This window comes from Mycolicibacterium canariasense, assembly GCF_002101555.1.
In the GTDB taxonomy this organism is placed as follows: Bacteria; Actinomycetota; Actinomycetes; order Mycobacteriales; family Mycobacteriaceae; genus Mycobacterium; species Mycobacterium canariasense.
Genome location: NZ_LQOL01000019.1, coordinates 48598 through 63328, shown reverse-complemented (window position 1 = coordinate 63328; position 14731 = coordinate 48598). Strand labels below are relative to the sequence as shown.

General features: G+C 68.3%; 16 protein-coding genes. 2 read left to right on the top strand and 14 right to left on the bottom strand.

Features of this window, described 5'->3' with window-relative positions:
• Positions 1 to 20 precede the first annotated feature (20 nt).
• From AWB94_RS02275 to AWB94_RS02220, 12 genes are all read right to left on the bottom strand, one after another.
• On the bottom strand, positions 21 to 320 hold the full coding sequence (locus AWB94_RS02275; RefSeq protein ID WP_062658833.1) for a WXG100 family type VII secretion target: 300 nt from the start codon (positions 318 to 320) through the stop codon (positions 21 to 23).
• Positions 321 to 323: 3 nt separating this feature from the next.
• Positions 324 to 791, bottom strand: coding sequence for a YbaB/EbfC family nucleoid-associated protein (locus AWB94_RS02270; RefSeq protein WP_062658832.1), 468 nt, complete (start codon positions 789 to 791; stop codon positions 324 to 326).
• Positions 792 to 875: 84 nt separating this feature from the next.
• On the bottom strand, positions 876 to 1703 hold the full coding sequence (locus AWB94_RS02265; RefSeq protein WP_131805381.1) for an ESX secretion-associated protein EspG: 828 nt from the start codon (positions 1701 to 1703) through the stop codon (positions 876 to 878).
• On the bottom strand, positions 1700 to 3949 hold the full coding sequence (locus AWB94_RS36020; protein ID WP_062658830.1) for a hypothetical protein: 2250 nt from the start codon (positions 3947 to 3949) through the stop codon (positions 1700 to 1702). Before AWB94_RS36020 ends, AWB94_RS02265 begins: the two co-directional genes overlap by 4 nt.
• A 185-nt stretch (positions 3950 to 4134) precedes the next feature.
• Positions 4135 to 4464, bottom strand: a complete 330-nt coding sequence (locus AWB94_RS02255) for a hypothetical protein (RefSeq protein ID WP_131805380.1) — start codon at positions 4462 to 4464, stop codon at positions 4135 to 4137.
• A gap of 74 nt (positions 4465 to 4538) precedes the next feature.
• Positions 4539 to 4826 (bottom strand): hypothetical protein, encoded by a 288-nt coding sequence (locus tag AWB94_RS02250; RefSeq protein WP_062658828.1) that lies wholly within the window; start codon positions 4824 to 4826, stop codon positions 4539 to 4541.
• A 19-nt stretch (positions 4827 to 4845) separates the two neighbouring features.
• Positions 4846 to 5115, bottom strand: a complete 270-nt coding sequence (locus tag AWB94_RS02245) for a WXG100 family type VII secretion target (protein WP_165605383.1) — start codon at positions 5113 to 5115, stop codon at positions 4846 to 4848.
• Positions 5116 to 5183: 68 nt separating this feature from the next.
• Positions 5184 to 5990, bottom strand: coding sequence for an ESX secretion-associated protein EspG (locus tag AWB94_RS02240; RefSeq protein WP_062658826.1), 807 nt, complete (start codon positions 5988 to 5990; stop codon positions 5184 to 5186).
• The gene (locus AWB94_RS02235; RefSeq protein ID WP_062658825.1) at positions 5987 to 7081 is read right to left on the bottom strand and encodes a PPE domain-containing protein; all 1095 of its coding nucleotides are present in this window, start codon (positions 7079 to 7081) and stop codon (positions 5987 to 5989) included. Before AWB94_RS02235 ends, AWB94_RS02240 begins: the two co-directional genes overlap by 4 nt.
• 54 nt (positions 7082 to 7135) lie before the next feature.
• A complete protein-coding gene (locus AWB94_RS02230) occupies positions 7136 to 7432 on the bottom strand; it encodes a PE domain-containing protein (RefSeq protein WP_062658824.1) in 297 nt (98 codons plus the stop codon).
• Positions 7433 to 7442: 10 nt separating this feature from the next.
• Complete coding sequence (locus tag AWB94_RS02225) at positions 7443 to 8783, bottom strand: hypothetical protein (protein WP_131805379.1); 1341 nt, start codon at positions 8781 to 8783, stop codon at positions 7443 to 7445.
• Positions 8784 to 8798: 15 nt separating this feature from the next.
• Positions 8799 to 9077, bottom strand: a complete 279-nt coding sequence (locus tag AWB94_RS02220; protein ID WP_062658822.1) for a hypothetical protein — start codon at positions 9075 to 9077, stop codon at positions 8799 to 8801.
• Positions 9078 to 9284: 207 nt separating this feature from the next.
• Between AWB94_RS02220 and eccA the strand changes: the two genes are divergently transcribed.
• Positions 9285 to 11096: a type VII secretion AAA-ATPase EccA gene (gene eccA, locus AWB94_RS02215; RefSeq protein ID WP_062658821.1), complete on the top strand. Its 1812-nt coding sequence runs from the start codon at positions 9285 to 9287 to the stop codon at positions 11094 to 11096.
• Positions 11097 to 11129: 33 nt separating this feature from the next.
• Positions 11130 to 12173, top strand: a complete 1044-nt coding sequence (locus AWB94_RS02210) for a MinD/ParA family ATP-binding protein (protein WP_062658820.1) — start codon at positions 11130 to 11132, stop codon at positions 12171 to 12173.
• Between the two features lie 6 nt (positions 12174 to 12179).
• Here the strand turns inward: AWB94_RS02210 and AWB94_RS02205 are convergent, their stop codons facing one another.
• Positions 12180 to 12962, bottom strand: coding sequence for a DUF5336 domain-containing protein (locus AWB94_RS02205; protein ID WP_131805378.1), 783 nt, complete (start codon positions 12960 to 12962; stop codon positions 12180 to 12182).
• On the bottom strand, positions 12959 to 14632 hold the full coding sequence (gene eccE / locus AWB94_RS02200; protein WP_084395408.1) for a type VII secretion protein EccE: 1674 nt from the start codon (positions 14630 to 14632) through the stop codon (positions 12959 to 12961). Before eccE ends, AWB94_RS02205 begins: the two co-directional genes overlap by 4 nt.
• Positions 14633 to 14731 lie beyond the last annotated feature (99 nt).

Genomic DNA, 14731 nt, shown 5'->3' with positions numbered 1-14731 from the left:
GCGCCGAGCGCGCGACGCAGCTAGACGTCATCCGTCTGCTCGAGCGTATCTGCTCCGGTGCGCAATCCCTCGGAGTATTCGTCGAGCAACACAGCCTTGGCGTCCACCGAACCGTCCACCCACTCCCGCTGAGCGTCATACCCGTTGTCGTTGTCGCCGTGACGGAACTTCCGGCCGCTGTCGTCGTCCCCCCACGGCGATCCTTCGGCGGCGAGGTTGGCCGACAACCGCGACATCACACCCTTCATGCGGGCGCTGACGTCGGCCAGGTCCTTGGACGTGGAACGCAGGTCGGCGGGTTGAACACTGAACTCCGGCATGGATCAACTCCTGATCGTCGGGAACGACGTGGCGTCGTCGCCGTCGTTCTCGGTCGGCCTCGGCTGAGGTTGCAGCGCGTCGCCCATTGCACTCACCTCGGCCAGCGCCTCGCGGAATCCGGGAAGACCGATGACGTTGCCGGAGATCTCCGACACCGCCTTGCGCCGCTCGTTCATCGGCGCGAGCAACGCCTCCGACCGCTTGTCCAACTGCCGGACGGCCGCCTGCGCGGCGCTGGTCACGTGAGCGCCCAGTTCGGCCAATTCGTGATCGTCCAGATAGGACTCGTCCACGACCGTCTTGACGATCGTGCGGTGAGCGTTCACCGTCACTTCGACCAGGCCGTCGGCGGCAGTCGCCCGCGCCACCATCGTCGATCGTTGCTGCTGGATATTGTTCAGGTCACGCATCTGTTCCTGCACCAAGGCCAGTACCTGACCGAACTCACTTCGTATCGACTCGTTGCTCACGCTCGTCCTTCCGGTCTGTCAGGCATCGACGCGACACCACATCCACGTGACGTCGGTCAATCGGCCGCAATTGATCAAACGTGCTCAGGGAAGAGACCATTCGCGGGATTCGTTCAACAACTCGATGTCGGCGGCGATCAGACCGTCGATGCGCTCGGAGAGCAAGGCCGTCGTCAACGGGATCCCGCGACTGCGGTCGGGCTCTCCCAGATAGTCACCGTCGTCCCTCATCCGCATCCAGGTCAGCGACTCCTTGTGGGCATCGATGCCCCACTCCCGTGCCGGCCGCCAATTGCTCTGTACGTTCGCGTAGGCCGACAACTCGGACGCCGAGACGTTCACACCGGAGGTGGCGGTCACTTCATGACGTACCACGACGTCGTCCGTGTCCACATCCGCCGGCCGTCTTGGCACGTATTCCGGGATAAGGATGCGCGGATGGCGTCCTGGCCCTTCGAGATTCATGGCGGCCGCGATGGCCGCGCCCACCTCGAGCGGGGACACCATACAGACGTCGACGACGTCCGCATCGGCTCTCTGCTGCAGCAGATAACCCGATTGGCCGGTGCGGAAGGCCAGCACGCGGATGCTCGGAGTATCGGCCGGGACGTACTGTACGTGCCCGGCGACGGTGACGTCGGCATGCAGCCACGCTTCCAGGCACCGGGCGAACACACTCAGATCCCCCGACCGCAGACGGTCGGGTAATTGCACCGCGTAGCGGGCCACCTCGTCGACGAACTCGAACGGTGTGGGCCTGGTCAACATGAAGGGGTACGGCAGCGAATCACGACCGTATCGCTCGTTGATCAGCTGCAAGTCGAAAAGGTCGAGTGCGCCCACCTCACGTCGCGAAGTCACTCCGCTACCGGCCCGTTCCCCCACCGCGCGCGGCCCCCTCGTGTTGCTCATGGGGTGTCCATGGTCCAGCCCGGCATGCCGTCCGCGCCGTCGTCACCGATGACGGACACCACCGCCTCGGGCTGACCGATCAGGTCCTGCCCGTTGTGGCTGCCGCGAAGCGCCCTGTTGCCCTTGTGGTCCTTGCCTTCGCCGCCCTTGCCGCCACCGCCGTGACCGCCGCCCGCCGGCGCGCCGCCGCCACTGGACCCTGCCTGCGTGGGATCGACGGCAGCGCTGAGCGCGTGGCCGTGCGTGGCCGGATTGAAGTTGGCCGCGGCCACCGGTGCGCCTGCAGTCGCCAGGTGCATCTTGCCGGGTCCGGCAGCACCGCCGCCCGCGCCGCCACCGTGAGCCGCGCCGCCACCGGGGTGACCCGCCGATCCACCGGGGGCACCGTCGAAACCGGGTCCTCCGCCGAACCCTGGCGTTTGTGCAGCCGCCCCTTGCTGAGCGGTCTGCACGATCTGATTGACCCCGTCCATGATTCCCCCGACCAGGCTGCTGAAGCCGTCGGACGGGCTGCCGGCCGTGCCCGCGGCCAAGCCCGGGATTGCGCCCGCGTTGCCCAACCCGGATTGGCTCAGAAGGCTCCGATTGAGATCCTTGGCATCGGTCCCACCCGTCGGGTCCAAGCCCGTCAGACCGGTCGCTTGTAGTGCCCCGGACTCTTTGAGCGCCTTGCCGAGATCGCCCACATGCGGATCGTTCAGCAACTTCTGCGCGTCCTTCGCCGTATCCGGGTTGCCGAACAACGTCTTCGCCGCATCCGCGGCCTCCGGATCGCCGAACAACGTCTTGGCGGCGTCGAGGGCCTTGGGATTGTCCAGCAGCCCCTTGGCCCCGTTACCGAAGAGCGTCTTGGCCGCATCGGCGAACTTGGGGTCACCGAAGAGCTTCTTCGCCGCGTCCGCCGTCTTCGGATCGTTGAACAGCTTGTTGGCAGCGGCAACGGACTTCGGGTCCGTGAGGACCTTCGACGGGTCGAAGGTGGCGCCCGTGCCGGAAGTCGCCGTCGTGGACGGATCGCCGGAGCCGCCACGGTCGGGAACGCGCGGAACAGTCGCCGCGAGCTCGGGCATGGTCGGCGGGGCGCCGCCAGCCGATCCGCTCCCCGATTCCCCACCGGTTTCCGACGGCAGCCCCGGAGTCTTCACGCCTGGCATGGCCGGCGGGTTGAACGACTGGTTCGGTGTGTCGGTACCACCGGCTGACCCATCGCTCGGGGACCCTCCGCCGGACGACCCACCGCCTGGGGTGTTGGCGGACAGGTTCGGCGGCGAGAAGGGCGGCGGCGACGCGTTGTTGCCGCCACCGTTGTTACCGCTGCCGCCACCGCTGTTACCGCTGCCGTCGCTGTCGCTACCGCCACCACTGTTACCGCCACCGCTGCTGCCGCCGCCGTTGTTACCGCCCCCGCCGTTGTTGCCCCCGCCGTTGTTACCGCCCGAAGACGACCCGACGTCCGGAGCGGCAGTCGAGCTCACCGCCGGTTGGTGGCCGGCGATGTCCCTGATCTCCGGCGAGTAGTAATTCTTCATGACGTCTTGGGCGAAGCTGTTGAAATACTGCTTGACGGTATCGGTTTCGTTTGGATACCACGACAAGCAGTTCTGGTAGGTCTGCCACTGATCCACGATGTTGTGCTTGTTGGTCGACATGGTCTGGGAGAAGTACTCACTCAATACCCCCAAGGACAGCGCGGCCTTACCGAATTCGTTTGGCACGTCGAAAGACTTCAGGATGTTGGCCATCGCCGCGTCGTGTGTCTTGCCCTTCCACCCGCCGTCGCTCTCCAGCGACTCGAGACGGTCCTTCAAGTCCGACATGCCCTTGACGATCTGTTGGGCGACACCGCGCAGGGTGTCGTTGTATCCGGGGGCAATGTTCTCGGAGACTCCCGTCATGCGGTTGTAGATGGTCTCGTAGTCCATGCCGTCGAAGTTCTCCAACACCACCGACGCCGCGTCGACCTTGGCGCCGTTGCCGCCCAGCTCACCGAGGGTGGCGTCCGGTTTGTTGTTGCCGCCCCCGTGACGTGGATCGCCGTTGTTGTCCTTGATCTTCCCGTCGACGTGGTCTTTCTTGTAGTCGCCGAATGACTTTGCCGGAGGCGACGACGCTCCTTTGCCGCCACCGGGAGGCACGTAGCCCTCGGGGGCCACGAAGCCGGGCTCTCCCGGGGCCTTGCCGGGATCCCAGTAATAGTGGTCAGTGCCAGGCCACTTATGGCCGTTCTGCGGGTGAGTCGCCGGCATGGTTGTTCCAATCGGAAGGTAGGGACAAAGATTCGCGGTCTACTGCGTACTCATCTGTCCGAGTACGCCACTCGACTGACCGTTGCGGCAGGCACGTCGCCTGACTCGGCTGGAGGGTCGGCCAGCTGCTCGACGGTGATGCGAACATGATCGAGAATCCGCATCCGATCCCGGGGCAGCCGGGCCTAGCCCGACTGGATCAGGCACTTTCCGGACTCGGTGACCGTGTCGGCGAACGCGTCGAGGTACTTGGTGTAGTCGGCGATGACCCTCTTGAGCTCATTGCAGCCGTGCTCGAGGTTGGTCTTGGTCTGCGCCGCAGACTGAAAGTCTCCTGGTGGGCCGTAGCCCGGCAGTGCGTTGATCTTCCTCAGTTGCTCGTTGAGCAGATCGCGGAAGTCGTGGACCGCTTTGACGTAGGCGTCCCGTACCTCCTTGGTGAGCTTGAGGTCCGGATCTCCGTTCTCGGCACCCCGCTTGAGGTCCTTCATGCTGTCAACCCAGTTCTGTCCCATGGGCTTTCCTCTCCTTCACTGGTGTGGCGGGGTGCGGAGCCGGGGCCGGTCGGGCCCCGGCTCCGCCAGTCCGATCAGAACGCCGCGGCGTTGGCCCGGTCGAGCGACTGCATCGCGTCCTGCTGATCCTGCGCCTGCTTCTGGGTGTTGATGGTAGTGTTCACCGCTTCGTCCAGCATGCCGTCGATCTTCTGGTGCGCAGCGCTGAGTGCGGTCGCGCCCTCGCCTTCGTAGACGCTCATCAGCGTCGTGAAGATCGAGCTGATGTCTTGGCGCACTTCCTGGATGTTGTTCAACATCCCGTTGATGTCGGTGAGCGACCCGGCGTTGGCGCCGAAGTTGTAGAGAATGTTGTCGGCCATGTCTGTTCTCCCTGTCCCGTTATCCGTTGTCCATGTTGGCGACGGCCCGGAGGTGCTCCGAGCCCTTCTCCACCGTCGCGTCGAGCGACTTGATGATGTCGTCGAACTCCTCACGCTGCGCCTGCGAGGTCTGCTGGTAGGTCGAGGCGCTGCCACCCTGCCAGTTCGCCGACAGCATCTGCTCCTGCGCGTCGCTGATCTGGTTCAGCTTCTGCACGGCCTGCCCGCGAGCCTCTTGAATCTGCTGGATCTTCGCCTCGGCCTCGGCCGGGGTGAGTGAAACCGTCATGTGCGGATGTTCCTTCCTGGTGAACATTGAACAGCTTGGGACTAGCGATCTTTCGAACGTGTGTCTGGCTAGCCGCCCTCCCATCTCTCGGTCGAGAGTGCGACGAGCTGGCTGATGGCCTGACCGAATACCTGGTCAGACCCCGGCTTGAGCGTCGACCACACCTGCCCGGACGGCGACTCGCTGGGGACGGCGATCACCCGGCCGCGGACGGTGTAGAAGACCGCAACCGCCGCAGGCACCCGGGCGATCACGTCTTCGCCGTCGACCAGAGCGCAGTACACGATCTCGGCGAAGGCCTGCCTCGAACCCAGCGCCGCACCCAACAGCATCGCGGAGCGTTGCTTGACACCCAGCGCCCGGATCCGGTCCGCGAGGACCAGGGGGTCGTGGCTCTCCGACAGTGCCCCTGCCAGGTCCGACAGGGGTGCCCCAACCGGCTCGATCGCCGCCGGCTCGGCGCGGGGAAGCTCGTCGAGAAGCGTTGCCGCCGCGTCGGATAGCGTGATGCCGGCGCCGAGCACCCTGACGTCCAGCCGCTCGGCCACGCGCCGGGCCAGGACGCACAGCGGGCCGCGCCGGACGATGGTGAAGCGGCCGGCTCCGGCCGGGGTCACCAGTCGAACGACGAGCTGGCGGGCTGGACGTTGCAAGGCGTGCAGCACCGTGACGACCTCGTCGTCGACCACTCCGTCGACGATGACGCCTCGTTGGGTCAGGGTGTGTGCGGCGTGACTGACGGCGGCATCCCGAACATCCACCGTCGCGTGCCGAGATCGCAACCCCAGTACGGTGGACGAGCCGGACGTCCGCAGGGCCAGCGCCGCGAGTTCGTCTGCCGTGAAGGACCATTCCTGGGTCAACGCTCCGGTCATGCGCTCGTCTCCGTTCCGCGGCCGATGACGGCGGGCGCGACCCAGTGATCCGACACCTGTTCCAGCGTGGGGCGTGGCGGATCGGCGTATGCCGGGACCTCCGGTTCCGACGGGAGGACCAACCCGTCGAATGCCGAACTGGTCGGCCCCCAGCTGACGTTCGACACCAGCAGGGGTGCGTCACTCCTGGCCGCAGTGGGCAGCCAGTTCACACCGCCGTCCGCCAGCCCTGCGCCGGGCTCGCCGCCGCCGGCCAGGGCTTCCGCGCCGAGCGCCGACTCGTGCTCGCGCGAGTTGTCGCCGCGGGCCATGCCGGCCGCCATCGGACCGTAGCCACCCATACCGCCCATGCCGGCGCCGGCCGACGTACTGCCGACCGCTGGGCCCACAGACGAATTCCGTGCCTCGCCGCTGGATTTGACCTGGGCGACCCGAAACGCTCCCAGCGGGGTTTGGGGTACGGCCGATCCGCCACCGACACTGCCGCCGCCACCGGCTCCGTCGTCGCCGGCCGCGTGCGCCTCGCGCTCTGCGGCTCGCGCGGCTCCGTTGCTGACGTCGGGAGGAGGTGGCTGATCCCACGGCTGGGCCAGGTCGGAACACGACTCCTCGTATTGCTCCATGACCGCGGCTGCGTTGGTCTGGTCGGCGTCGGCGGCCTCGTCGAACTCGGCGAAGCGCCCGTTGAGGATTGCCCCGTTGTAGGCGGCCAGGGACGCCATCACCGCACGGGTGGTCTGCGCCTCCACGACCTCCGGGACGGTCGGCATGGCCAGGATGGCGACACTGTGGGCGACGGCGGCCTCCTCGGCCCGTTGTCCATTGCCGGCCGCGCTCAGGCTCATGGCCCGCAGCCACTGCCCGAAGTCCTGGATCCGGCGGACCACCGCGTCGGCCGAGCCGCTCTCGAACGCACCGGTGAGCTGATCGGCGAGTTTCTGATAGTCCTCGGACACCGCCGCCAGTTCGTTCGCGACGCGAACCCAGCTAGCTCCGGCCTCGCCGGCGGGAGTCGGACCGGGGCCCTCCGTCAGGTCGCGGGCGAGCTGTTCGGTGCTGCGCGAATCCCACGCGACGTTCGTGAATCCCATGTCCTGACCTCCCTTCTGGAGCTGTTCGCGAGTGGTGACGTACGCCGCCGACGGTCAGACCGCGAAGCCGTCGTCGAGGTGCGTGACGTCGTCGGCCTGGGACCGCAGAGTGGCTGCCGTCTCACGCATCTCGGTGACACCGCGCTCCACGGACGCACCGAACGCGTCGTGAACGCCGTTGAGCGTGTCCGCAACGTGCTGTGAGACCTCGTCGCGCGCACCCGGCTGCACCGACAGGTTGGGGGTCTCGGTCTGCATCAGCTGCTCCACGCGACTGGCCAGCGCGTCCAGCTGGGCCGAGGCCTCGGCGACCTCCGTCGGTCGCATTCGCAGAATGTCGTTGTCCGCCATGGCTTCACTCCTAACCGATTCGCAGTCCGACTTCGGGACTGTCCAGTGGGTCCTTCTCACCGATGACCGGTGGGGCGACACTGCCGAGATCACCGACGATCTCGCCGCCTTGGTCCGAGGTGTGCAGGAAGTCGGCAGCGCTGTGGCCGCCACCGATCCCGGCCTTGCCGTGGTGGCCCATCGGGGCCCCGCCGCCCATCGGAGCGCCGGCGCCTGCGGCTGCGACTCCTGACCGCGCCGAGGTCGCCTGCACCGGGGTGGCCGTCTCGGCCGCGGCTGCGGGAACCCCGGTGCTCATCGGGCGGGCGGGCGGTGACGCGGCCGTCGCCGTCAGTACGCCGCGAGGCGCTCCGGCACCACCGGCGGCGCCCGCACCGCCACCTCCGCTGCCCGCCACACCCGCAGCCTGGGCCACCAGCGGGGCGGAGGGCGCGTCGGCCGGGGAGCCGGCACCCGGCGCCGCGTTCGATGCCGAGCCGATCGCCTGCAACACCGGTGACGTGACCGAGGACGCCAACTGCACCAACGGGCTCAGCCCCTGGACCCCCGCCCCGAGCGCGGGGATGGACGTGACGTCCACGGGTGCACCGGCAGCCGTCACCGCGGCAGCCTGGGTTGCCAGGGTGCCCTGGGTCTCCGCCATGACCTCACCGGTCGAGGTGACGGCTTCCGTTGCGGCAGCGATCGCCGCGGCAATTCCCCAGGGAAAGATGATGTTCGGCCCAATCGCGGCGATCTTCGCCCAGAACACGTTGACGATTTCGATGAGTCGCGCCTGAGCGTCCTGCACCGCGGCTGCGGCCGTGGCGAGACTGGACCGCAGGCTCGCAGCCTGGTCGGCCACCTTGCTCCCATCCGCGAGCGCGGCTTGGGCGGCCGTCTGCGCCGCCGCGCCGGCGTCACCCTGCCAGTCGTCGCCGAGGCCCGACAGTGCCTGTTGCACTTGGCTGCCCGCGGATTCCAGCGCCTGACCGATCCCGTCGAAGGACTGCGTCGGATCGGGTTGGCCCATCTGACCCGAGCCGAGGCTGCCGAGTGCGTCCATGACCGGCTGAATCATCTGCGACGGATCGAACCCACCGGTACCACCGCCATCGGACGCGTCCCCGGCTGCGGACTGCGGCTGTTGCGGCGGAGCGGAGTTGGCGGTGCCCGCCGGATTCGCCGGCGCCCCGCCGGACGCCAGCCCGAGCCGGGCCAGGATATCGCGCACGGGCTCGTTCAAGTAGCCGTCCAGGTTGGTACTGGCCGCGTCGAGACCGCCGGACGGCTCCGGGTTCGGCGTCACCGAAGCCGGGCGGAGCGTCTCGGCGCTGACCCCCGGTACGTCGAAGTGCGTCGTCGATGCCATCTCCACTGGTCCCGATCAGTCGTTGTCGGTGACCATGAACGAGGTCTTCGCCGACTCCGTTGCCATCCCGATCGCGGCGTGCAGCTGGGCAACCGCCAGCGTTGCGGCGAAGTTGGCGGCCTGAGCCGGCGCATAGGCCGCCAGGTACTCGGCGCCGATCGGCCCCAGGGCCGACGCGGCCGACGCCAGGTTCGCGGCGTGGTCTGCCGCTCCCGCCTCGGACACGGCCTGCGCGGCAGCGGCATTGGCAGCTGCAAACGCTTCGAGCGCTGGGGGAACCACGGAAAACGCCATCTGACTTCCTCTCGGAAACGCCCGGTGAACCGGCGACGCCGGGAATGCTGTACGGGATTGCAAACGGACGGTGGCCCGAATCCATTCGCTCGCGAAGCCGAAGCCCCGGCCGACTCCCCGGGTGAACGGTCCCGACGATCCCGACGTTTCACATCGTGACGACAACACCGCGACGTGGTGGACCGGCACGAAGGAGATGGGGATCCGATGAGCGGTGACAGCCGGGACGCGCAGCAGGTTTTCGACGCCGGGGTGCTGTCCCTTGGCATTCCGATCGATGGCCTGGAGATCGAACGGGACCTGCAGTACGCGGCGTCGGCGTTCCGGCGGGCCACGGAATACGACCCGGGTATGTGCGATGCCTGGCTCGGCAGGGCAGCCGCCGGCGAGAGCACCGCCGAGGTGATCCATCACCTGTTCATCACCGCGGACAACCTGGGGCGCGAGCAGCGGCGGCTGGGCCTGGCCCCGCGCTCCCTGACCGGTCGGTTCGAGACCGGGCTCTACCTCGACTACCCGCTCAGCTCGCTGTCCGAGATCCGGGTCGCCTACGCGGCCAACCTCATTCAGGGCCGGGACTACACCGCCGCCGAACAGATCCTCGACGAGCTGGCCGCCGCCGGCGGCTCCGCCGCGGACCCGTCCACCGATCAGATTCGGGCGTATGTTCGCGGCGTCCTGCACTTCACGACCCAGCGCTGGCCGGACGTGTTGACCGCGCTCGCCGACTCGGCATCCTATGCCGACGAGTACATCGCGGCCGGATGCCACCTCATGGTGGGTTCCGCCTGCGCGCAGATGGGGCTGTTCGGTGAGGGCATCCGCCGGCTGGACCAGGCGATCGACGGCCCGATCCCGGCGGCGCGACGGGCTGCCGAGTTCTGTAAGGGGCTGACCCTGCGCGAGATGGGCAACGAACCCGACGCGCGCCAGATCTTCGAGCGAATCTACAGCGAGGAGCCGGGTTTCGCGGCCAACTATGCCGCGCTGCAGGACCCCAAGTTCCGGTTGGTGATCACCACCAAGGAGTCCATCGAGTCGCGCCGGGACAAATGGGATCCCGCGAGTGCCCCGACGGGTGCGGACGTCGACGCAGAGGAGCACGCCGAGCGGAGCAACCAGCACCTGCGGGCCGCACAGGAGGAGCTCGACCGCCAGGTCGGTCTCACCGACGTCAAGCTGCAGGTGGCCAAGTTGCGGTCGAGTGTCACGTTGGCGAAGTTGCGCCGGGACAAGGGATTCAGCACGTCATCGAGCAGTCTGCACCTGGCCTTCACCGGGCCGCCGGGCACCGGTAAGACGACCATCGCACGCGTCGTCGCCCAGACCTACTGCGGGTTGGGGCTATTGGAGACTCTCAAGGTCGTCGAGGCCAAGCGTCAGGACTTCGTCGGTCAGCACCTCGGCAGCACCGCGATCAAGACGACCGAGCTCATCGACTCCGCCATGGGCGGAGTGCTGTTCATCGACGAGGCGTACACCCTGATCCAGACCGGCCTTTCCGGCGGCGACGCGTTCGGCAAGGAGGCGGTGGACACCCTGCTGGCCCGGATGGAGAACGACCGTGACCGCCTCGTCGTCATCATCGCCGGATACGACTCCGAGATCGACCGCTTCCTCGGCGCCAACGAGGGGCTGTCGTCACGGTTCACCAAGCGGATCCGCTTCCCGTCCTACACCCCGAACGAATTGGGTGACATCGGACGCCTGATCGCCAGTTCCCGCGATTCCGAACTGACGTCGGAGGCCTACGACGAGTTGGTCACGGTCTGCGCGGAACTGTGCTCGGGTGAATCCGCGGACGCGGACGGCAAGATGCGCGCGAACATCGACCTCGCAGGCAACGGCCGGTTCGTCCGCAACGTGATCGAGGCGGCCGAGGAGGAACGCGCGTTTCGGCTGACCGAGAGCTACGGCACGGCGCTGGACGAGATCGACGAGACCGCACTGGTTCGCCTCGAGTCGAGCGACGTCAAAGGCGCCCTGAGCAACATCCTGCAGACGCTCAACATCCAGTAGACGACCGCCCGACCGTACCGAAGAGGAGACCGCATGACCGAGCACGACGACACGGTGGAGTTCCCCTCCCGGTTCAACACCAGCTTCACCGCAGGAAACCTGGGCTCGGTCACTCCACCGCCGAGGGACTCACCGTCGGCAGCCGAACTGGGGTTGAGGCGCCAGGAGCGCGCCCCGGGACGCAGCGGGTGGCGCCAGGCCCTGCACCGCGCGACGGGCGGAACCGTGACCCCCGGGGTGGGCATGGACGACGGGACGGAGCCGAGTCGCCCCGCCCGTCTGCGCCACGGGATCTGCAGCATCGCCGTGCTGTCCATGAAGGGCGGGGTCGGAAAGACGACGACGACCGTCGGCCTCGGTTCGACCATCGCGACCATGCGGGGCGACCGGGTGATCGCCGTCGACGCGAACCCCGACCTCGGGACACTGGCCCAGCGTGGACCCGACCACGTTCGATCGACGGTGCGCGACTTGTTGGCAGACAGCGGTATCAGTCGCTACTCCGACGTCCGGCGGCACACCTCGCAGAGCGCCAGTCGCCTGGAGTTCCTGGGTTCTGCCCGCGATCCGGCAGTGTCGGAGGCCTTTTCCGAGACCGACTACCGCAATGTCCACGAGGTGCTGGACCGCTTCTACAACGTCGTCCTGACCGACTGCGGAACCGGCCTGACTCACTCGGCCATCCAGGGTGTGCTGAACGCGGCGAGCGCGCTGGTGGTGGTGGCATCCCCGGCGATCGACTCGGCCCGCAGCGCCCTGGCCACCCTGGACTGGCTCGAACACCACGGTTTCGGTTACCTGGCGGCGCACACCAGCGTCGTGGTCAACTCGCCGTGGGCCGGGGACACGTCGGTCGACGTTTCCCAGCTGACGCAGTACTTCCGCGGCCGGGTGCAGAACGTCGTGGTCGTCCCGTACGACGACCACCTGGCCGAGGGTGGTGAGATCCGGCTCGATCGGCTCAACCGCAAGACCAGGTCCGCCTATACGGCACTGGCCGCGGCCATGCCGTCGGCATTCCACCACGGCCGGCGCACCGGTGACTTCATCCTGCGTCGGGTGGGGCGCGCGGTCTGACCGGGATCAGTACGCGCCCGGTGACATGGGTGCCGCACCGGGCGAATTCTGGCTCCCCGCGTGCGGAGGCCGCGGCGTCACCCAGTCGACCCCGGGCAGGCCGGCGTCGGCCGTGTCGCCTCCATCGGCCCGGCGGGCGCTGCGCTCCGAGGGCGCCGGCGCCACCGGTGACAGGTGCCGGGCATACGTGGCCTGCAGGTCCGCCCATCCGCCCGGTTCGTCGTGGGCGGTGCCTGCGACGGCGCCATGGGCACCACCCGCGGCCGCTGCCCGCTCTGCGGCCGAATACTGCTCGGGCCATTGGGATTCGTACTGCTGCACGTAGTCCCGATAGGCTCGGACGTACTCCGCATAGGCGGCGTAGTCATTGCCGGGTGCGGACTGCGTAGCCGGCGCTACCCGCGGTTCGAGCAGCAGCGCCGACACCGCGACCACCACCTGAAGTGCCACCAGGACGTCGACGGCGATCAGGGCCCAACCCGCCCCGGCGGCCGTCACCGTCGCGGTCGTCGCGGCGGTGAACGCGGTGAACGCCACGGCGACGACGAGCCACCCCCGGACCGCCTGCCCCGGCAACAGACCGACGGCGGCGACGGCGCCGGCCAGCACGGCCAGGGGTACCGCGAGCCCCGGCGACACCATCGCCGTGAGGCCCACCACCCACGCCGCCAGCCCCAAGGCTCCGGCCGATGTCCAAAGCACCTGGCGGATAGTTGATTTCGTTCGTGGCACCGAACCCGCCGCGATGTCGTAGCCATCCTCTTCGAACGCGTCGGCTTCCTGGTTCATCGCTGCTCCTGCCTGCTCGGCCAGTCCCATGCGGGCTGGTCACGTTCCTCGATCCCGTCGACGACGTCGAACGACGCTCCGATGTAGCGCATCTCCTCATCGCTGGCCACCATCGTCACCGTCGCCGAACCCGTTCGGGTGGTTACCAACACCTCGTCACGGTCCTCGTCGAGAAGTTGCAAACGGACGTCGGCGGCCGTCGACGGGGCGCTGTGGGTCGGGCTCACCACGACCGTGGTCAGCCCCATCCGCACCGACTGCTCGGGTGTTCCGTCGAACATCTCCACGGTGAAGTCGCGACGCGCACCGGCTTCGATGGCGCCGCGGTCGGTTCCGACGATCTGGAGCTGGTCCACGTCACCCACCGCCTCGGCCATCGCGCGCCATGCTCCGGTACGCCGGGTGTGCACACGGACGCGGGCGCCCAGCGCCAGGGATCGCAGCACCACCTGTTGTGCCAGGTGCAAGGTGCCGTGCAGCTCCACCCTGCCCACCCGGGGACCGAACAGCGGCAACGCGATCGCGCGTCCATACTCGTCTGCGCCGACGACCTGACCACAGCCCGAGGCGGACAGCTCCAGACCGGCCAACGGCGGCGCCTCGGCGTCACCGGTTACCGTAATCCATTGACCCACAGGTCGTCTCGGAGTCAGCAACGGCAGGGTGCAGAGCAGCGCGTCGAACTGGCGCCCGGACAGCATGCGCACGCCGGCATGGCCCGGCCGGCCGCCACCGACGGAATCCAGGCGGACGATGGCGCGGAGCTCGACCGCGCCGGGCTGCTCATGGCGGCGCAACGACAGCGTGACCGTGGTGGATCGGCTCGGCAGCGTCCACAGCGAGCCGATCCCCTCGGTGGTGCACGCCGCGGATCCGATTCCGTAGCTGCGCAGTCGGACTCGACCGCTGCGGCAGTCCGTCCAGGTCTCCTCCAGCCTGTCGAGGCTCACGCCGCCGGAGAGCTCGGCGACCGCATGCGACATGTCGGAGGCCGTCGTCGTGTCGGCCCCCAGTCCGGCGTCGCGCAACCTGTTCGCCACCCGCCGCGTCGCCACGGCCGCGGTGCGCAACGCCCCGTCCCAACCGCCGCCTCGTGCCCGGACGGCATCGGGGCAATGCGCCGGATCCAGCCTGACGGCCACCCAGACCGAGCGGTGGGCAACGGCCGACAGCGGCCCCAGGACGGCGTCGTACACCGCGGCGACGTGTCCGTGCCCGGCCGAGCGGTGGCCCTGGCTGATCACGTCGATCGACTGCAGTGCGATGTCGAACTTACCCAAGCAGTCGGCCAGAACGCCCATGGGCACCACGTCGCCGGGGACAGCGCCCCCCGGTTCCAACACGTTGAGCGACGGCGCGCTCTCGTCGAGGCGGATCAGCGACGTCAACGTCGCTCCGTCCCAGAAGAATCCGATCGCCGTGCCGTCGGGTTGCTCGTGGTCGAACGCGGTCCGGTGAGCTGTTGCGGGACGCCGTCGGCGGTCGCGCCAGAAATCGATCCGGGCCAGTGCCCACCGGGGCAGTGACCGTCCGGCCAACGGCACCACGAGGATCAGCCCGGCCACCAACCCCCAGAGCGCGCCCCACCATTCCGGTTCGTTCAGCAGCAATGCGAACGCGAGGCCGGCGCCTGCGGTCACCTCGACGAGCAGCAGATCCGTCAGCGGCATCAGGCGTTCCACCAGGAGCCGGTCGGCCGGAGCCGGCGACACTCGGGGCCGCCTGCCGCGTCGCCGCGTGGTCGTCGTGATCAACGGCTCGTCTCCGTC

Coding starts and splice junctions, on each gene's coding strand:
- AWB94_RS02275 (WP_062658833.1), bottom strand. CDS start 320: ATGCCGGAGTTCAGTGTTCAACCCGCCGACCTGCGTTCCACGTCCAAG.
- AWB94_RS02265 (WP_131805381.1), bottom strand. CDS start 1,703: ATGAGCAACACGAGGGGGCCGCGCGCGGTGGGGGAACGGGCCGGTAGC.
- AWB94_RS36020 (WP_062658830.1), bottom strand. CDS start 3,949: ATGCCGGCGACTCACCCGCAGAACGGCCATAAGTGGCCTGGCACTGAC.
- AWB94_RS02255 (WP_131805380.1), bottom strand. CDS start 4,464: ATGGGACAGAACTGGGTTGACAGCATGAAGGACCTCAAGCGGGGTGCC.
- AWB94_RS02250 (WP_062658828.1), bottom strand. CDS start 4,826: ATGGCCGACAACATTCTCTACAACTTCGGCGCCAACGCCGGGTCGCTC.
- AWB94_RS02245 (WP_165605383.1), bottom strand. CDS start 5,115: ATGACGGTTTCACTCACCCCGGCCGAGGCCGAGGCGAAGATCCAGCAG.
- AWB94_RS02240 (WP_062658826.1), bottom strand. CDS start 5,990: ATGACCGGAGCGTTGACCCAGGAATGGTCCTTCACGGCAGACGAACTC.
- AWB94_RS02235 (WP_062658825.1), bottom strand. CDS start 7,081: ATGGGATTCACGAACGTCGCGTGGGATTCGCGCAGCACCGAACAGCTC.
- AWB94_RS02230 (WP_062658824.1), bottom strand. CDS start 7,432: ATGGCGGACAACGACATTCTGCGAATGCGACCGACGGAGGTCGCCGAG.
- AWB94_RS02225 (WP_131805379.1), bottom strand. CDS start 8,783: ATGGCATCGACGACGCACTTCGACGTACCGGGGGTCAGCGCCGAGACG.
- AWB94_RS02220 (WP_062658822.1), bottom strand. CDS start 9,077: ATGGCGTTTTCCGTGGTTCCCCCAGCGCTCGAAGCGTTTGCAGCTGCC.
- eccA (WP_062658821.1), top strand. CDS start 9,285: ATGAGCGGTGACAGCCGGGACGCGCAGCAGGTTTTCGACGCCGGGGTG.
- AWB94_RS02210 (WP_062658820.1), top strand. CDS start 11,130: ATGACCGAGCACGACGACACGGTGGAGTTCCCCTCCCGGTTCAACACC.
- AWB94_RS02205 (WP_131805378.1), bottom strand. CDS start 12,962: ATGAACCAGGAAGCCGACGCGTTCGAAGAGGATGGCTACGACATCGCG.
- eccE (WP_084395408.1), bottom strand. CDS start 14,632: ATGCCGCTGACGGATCTGCTGCTCGTCGAGGTGACCGCAGGCGCCGGC.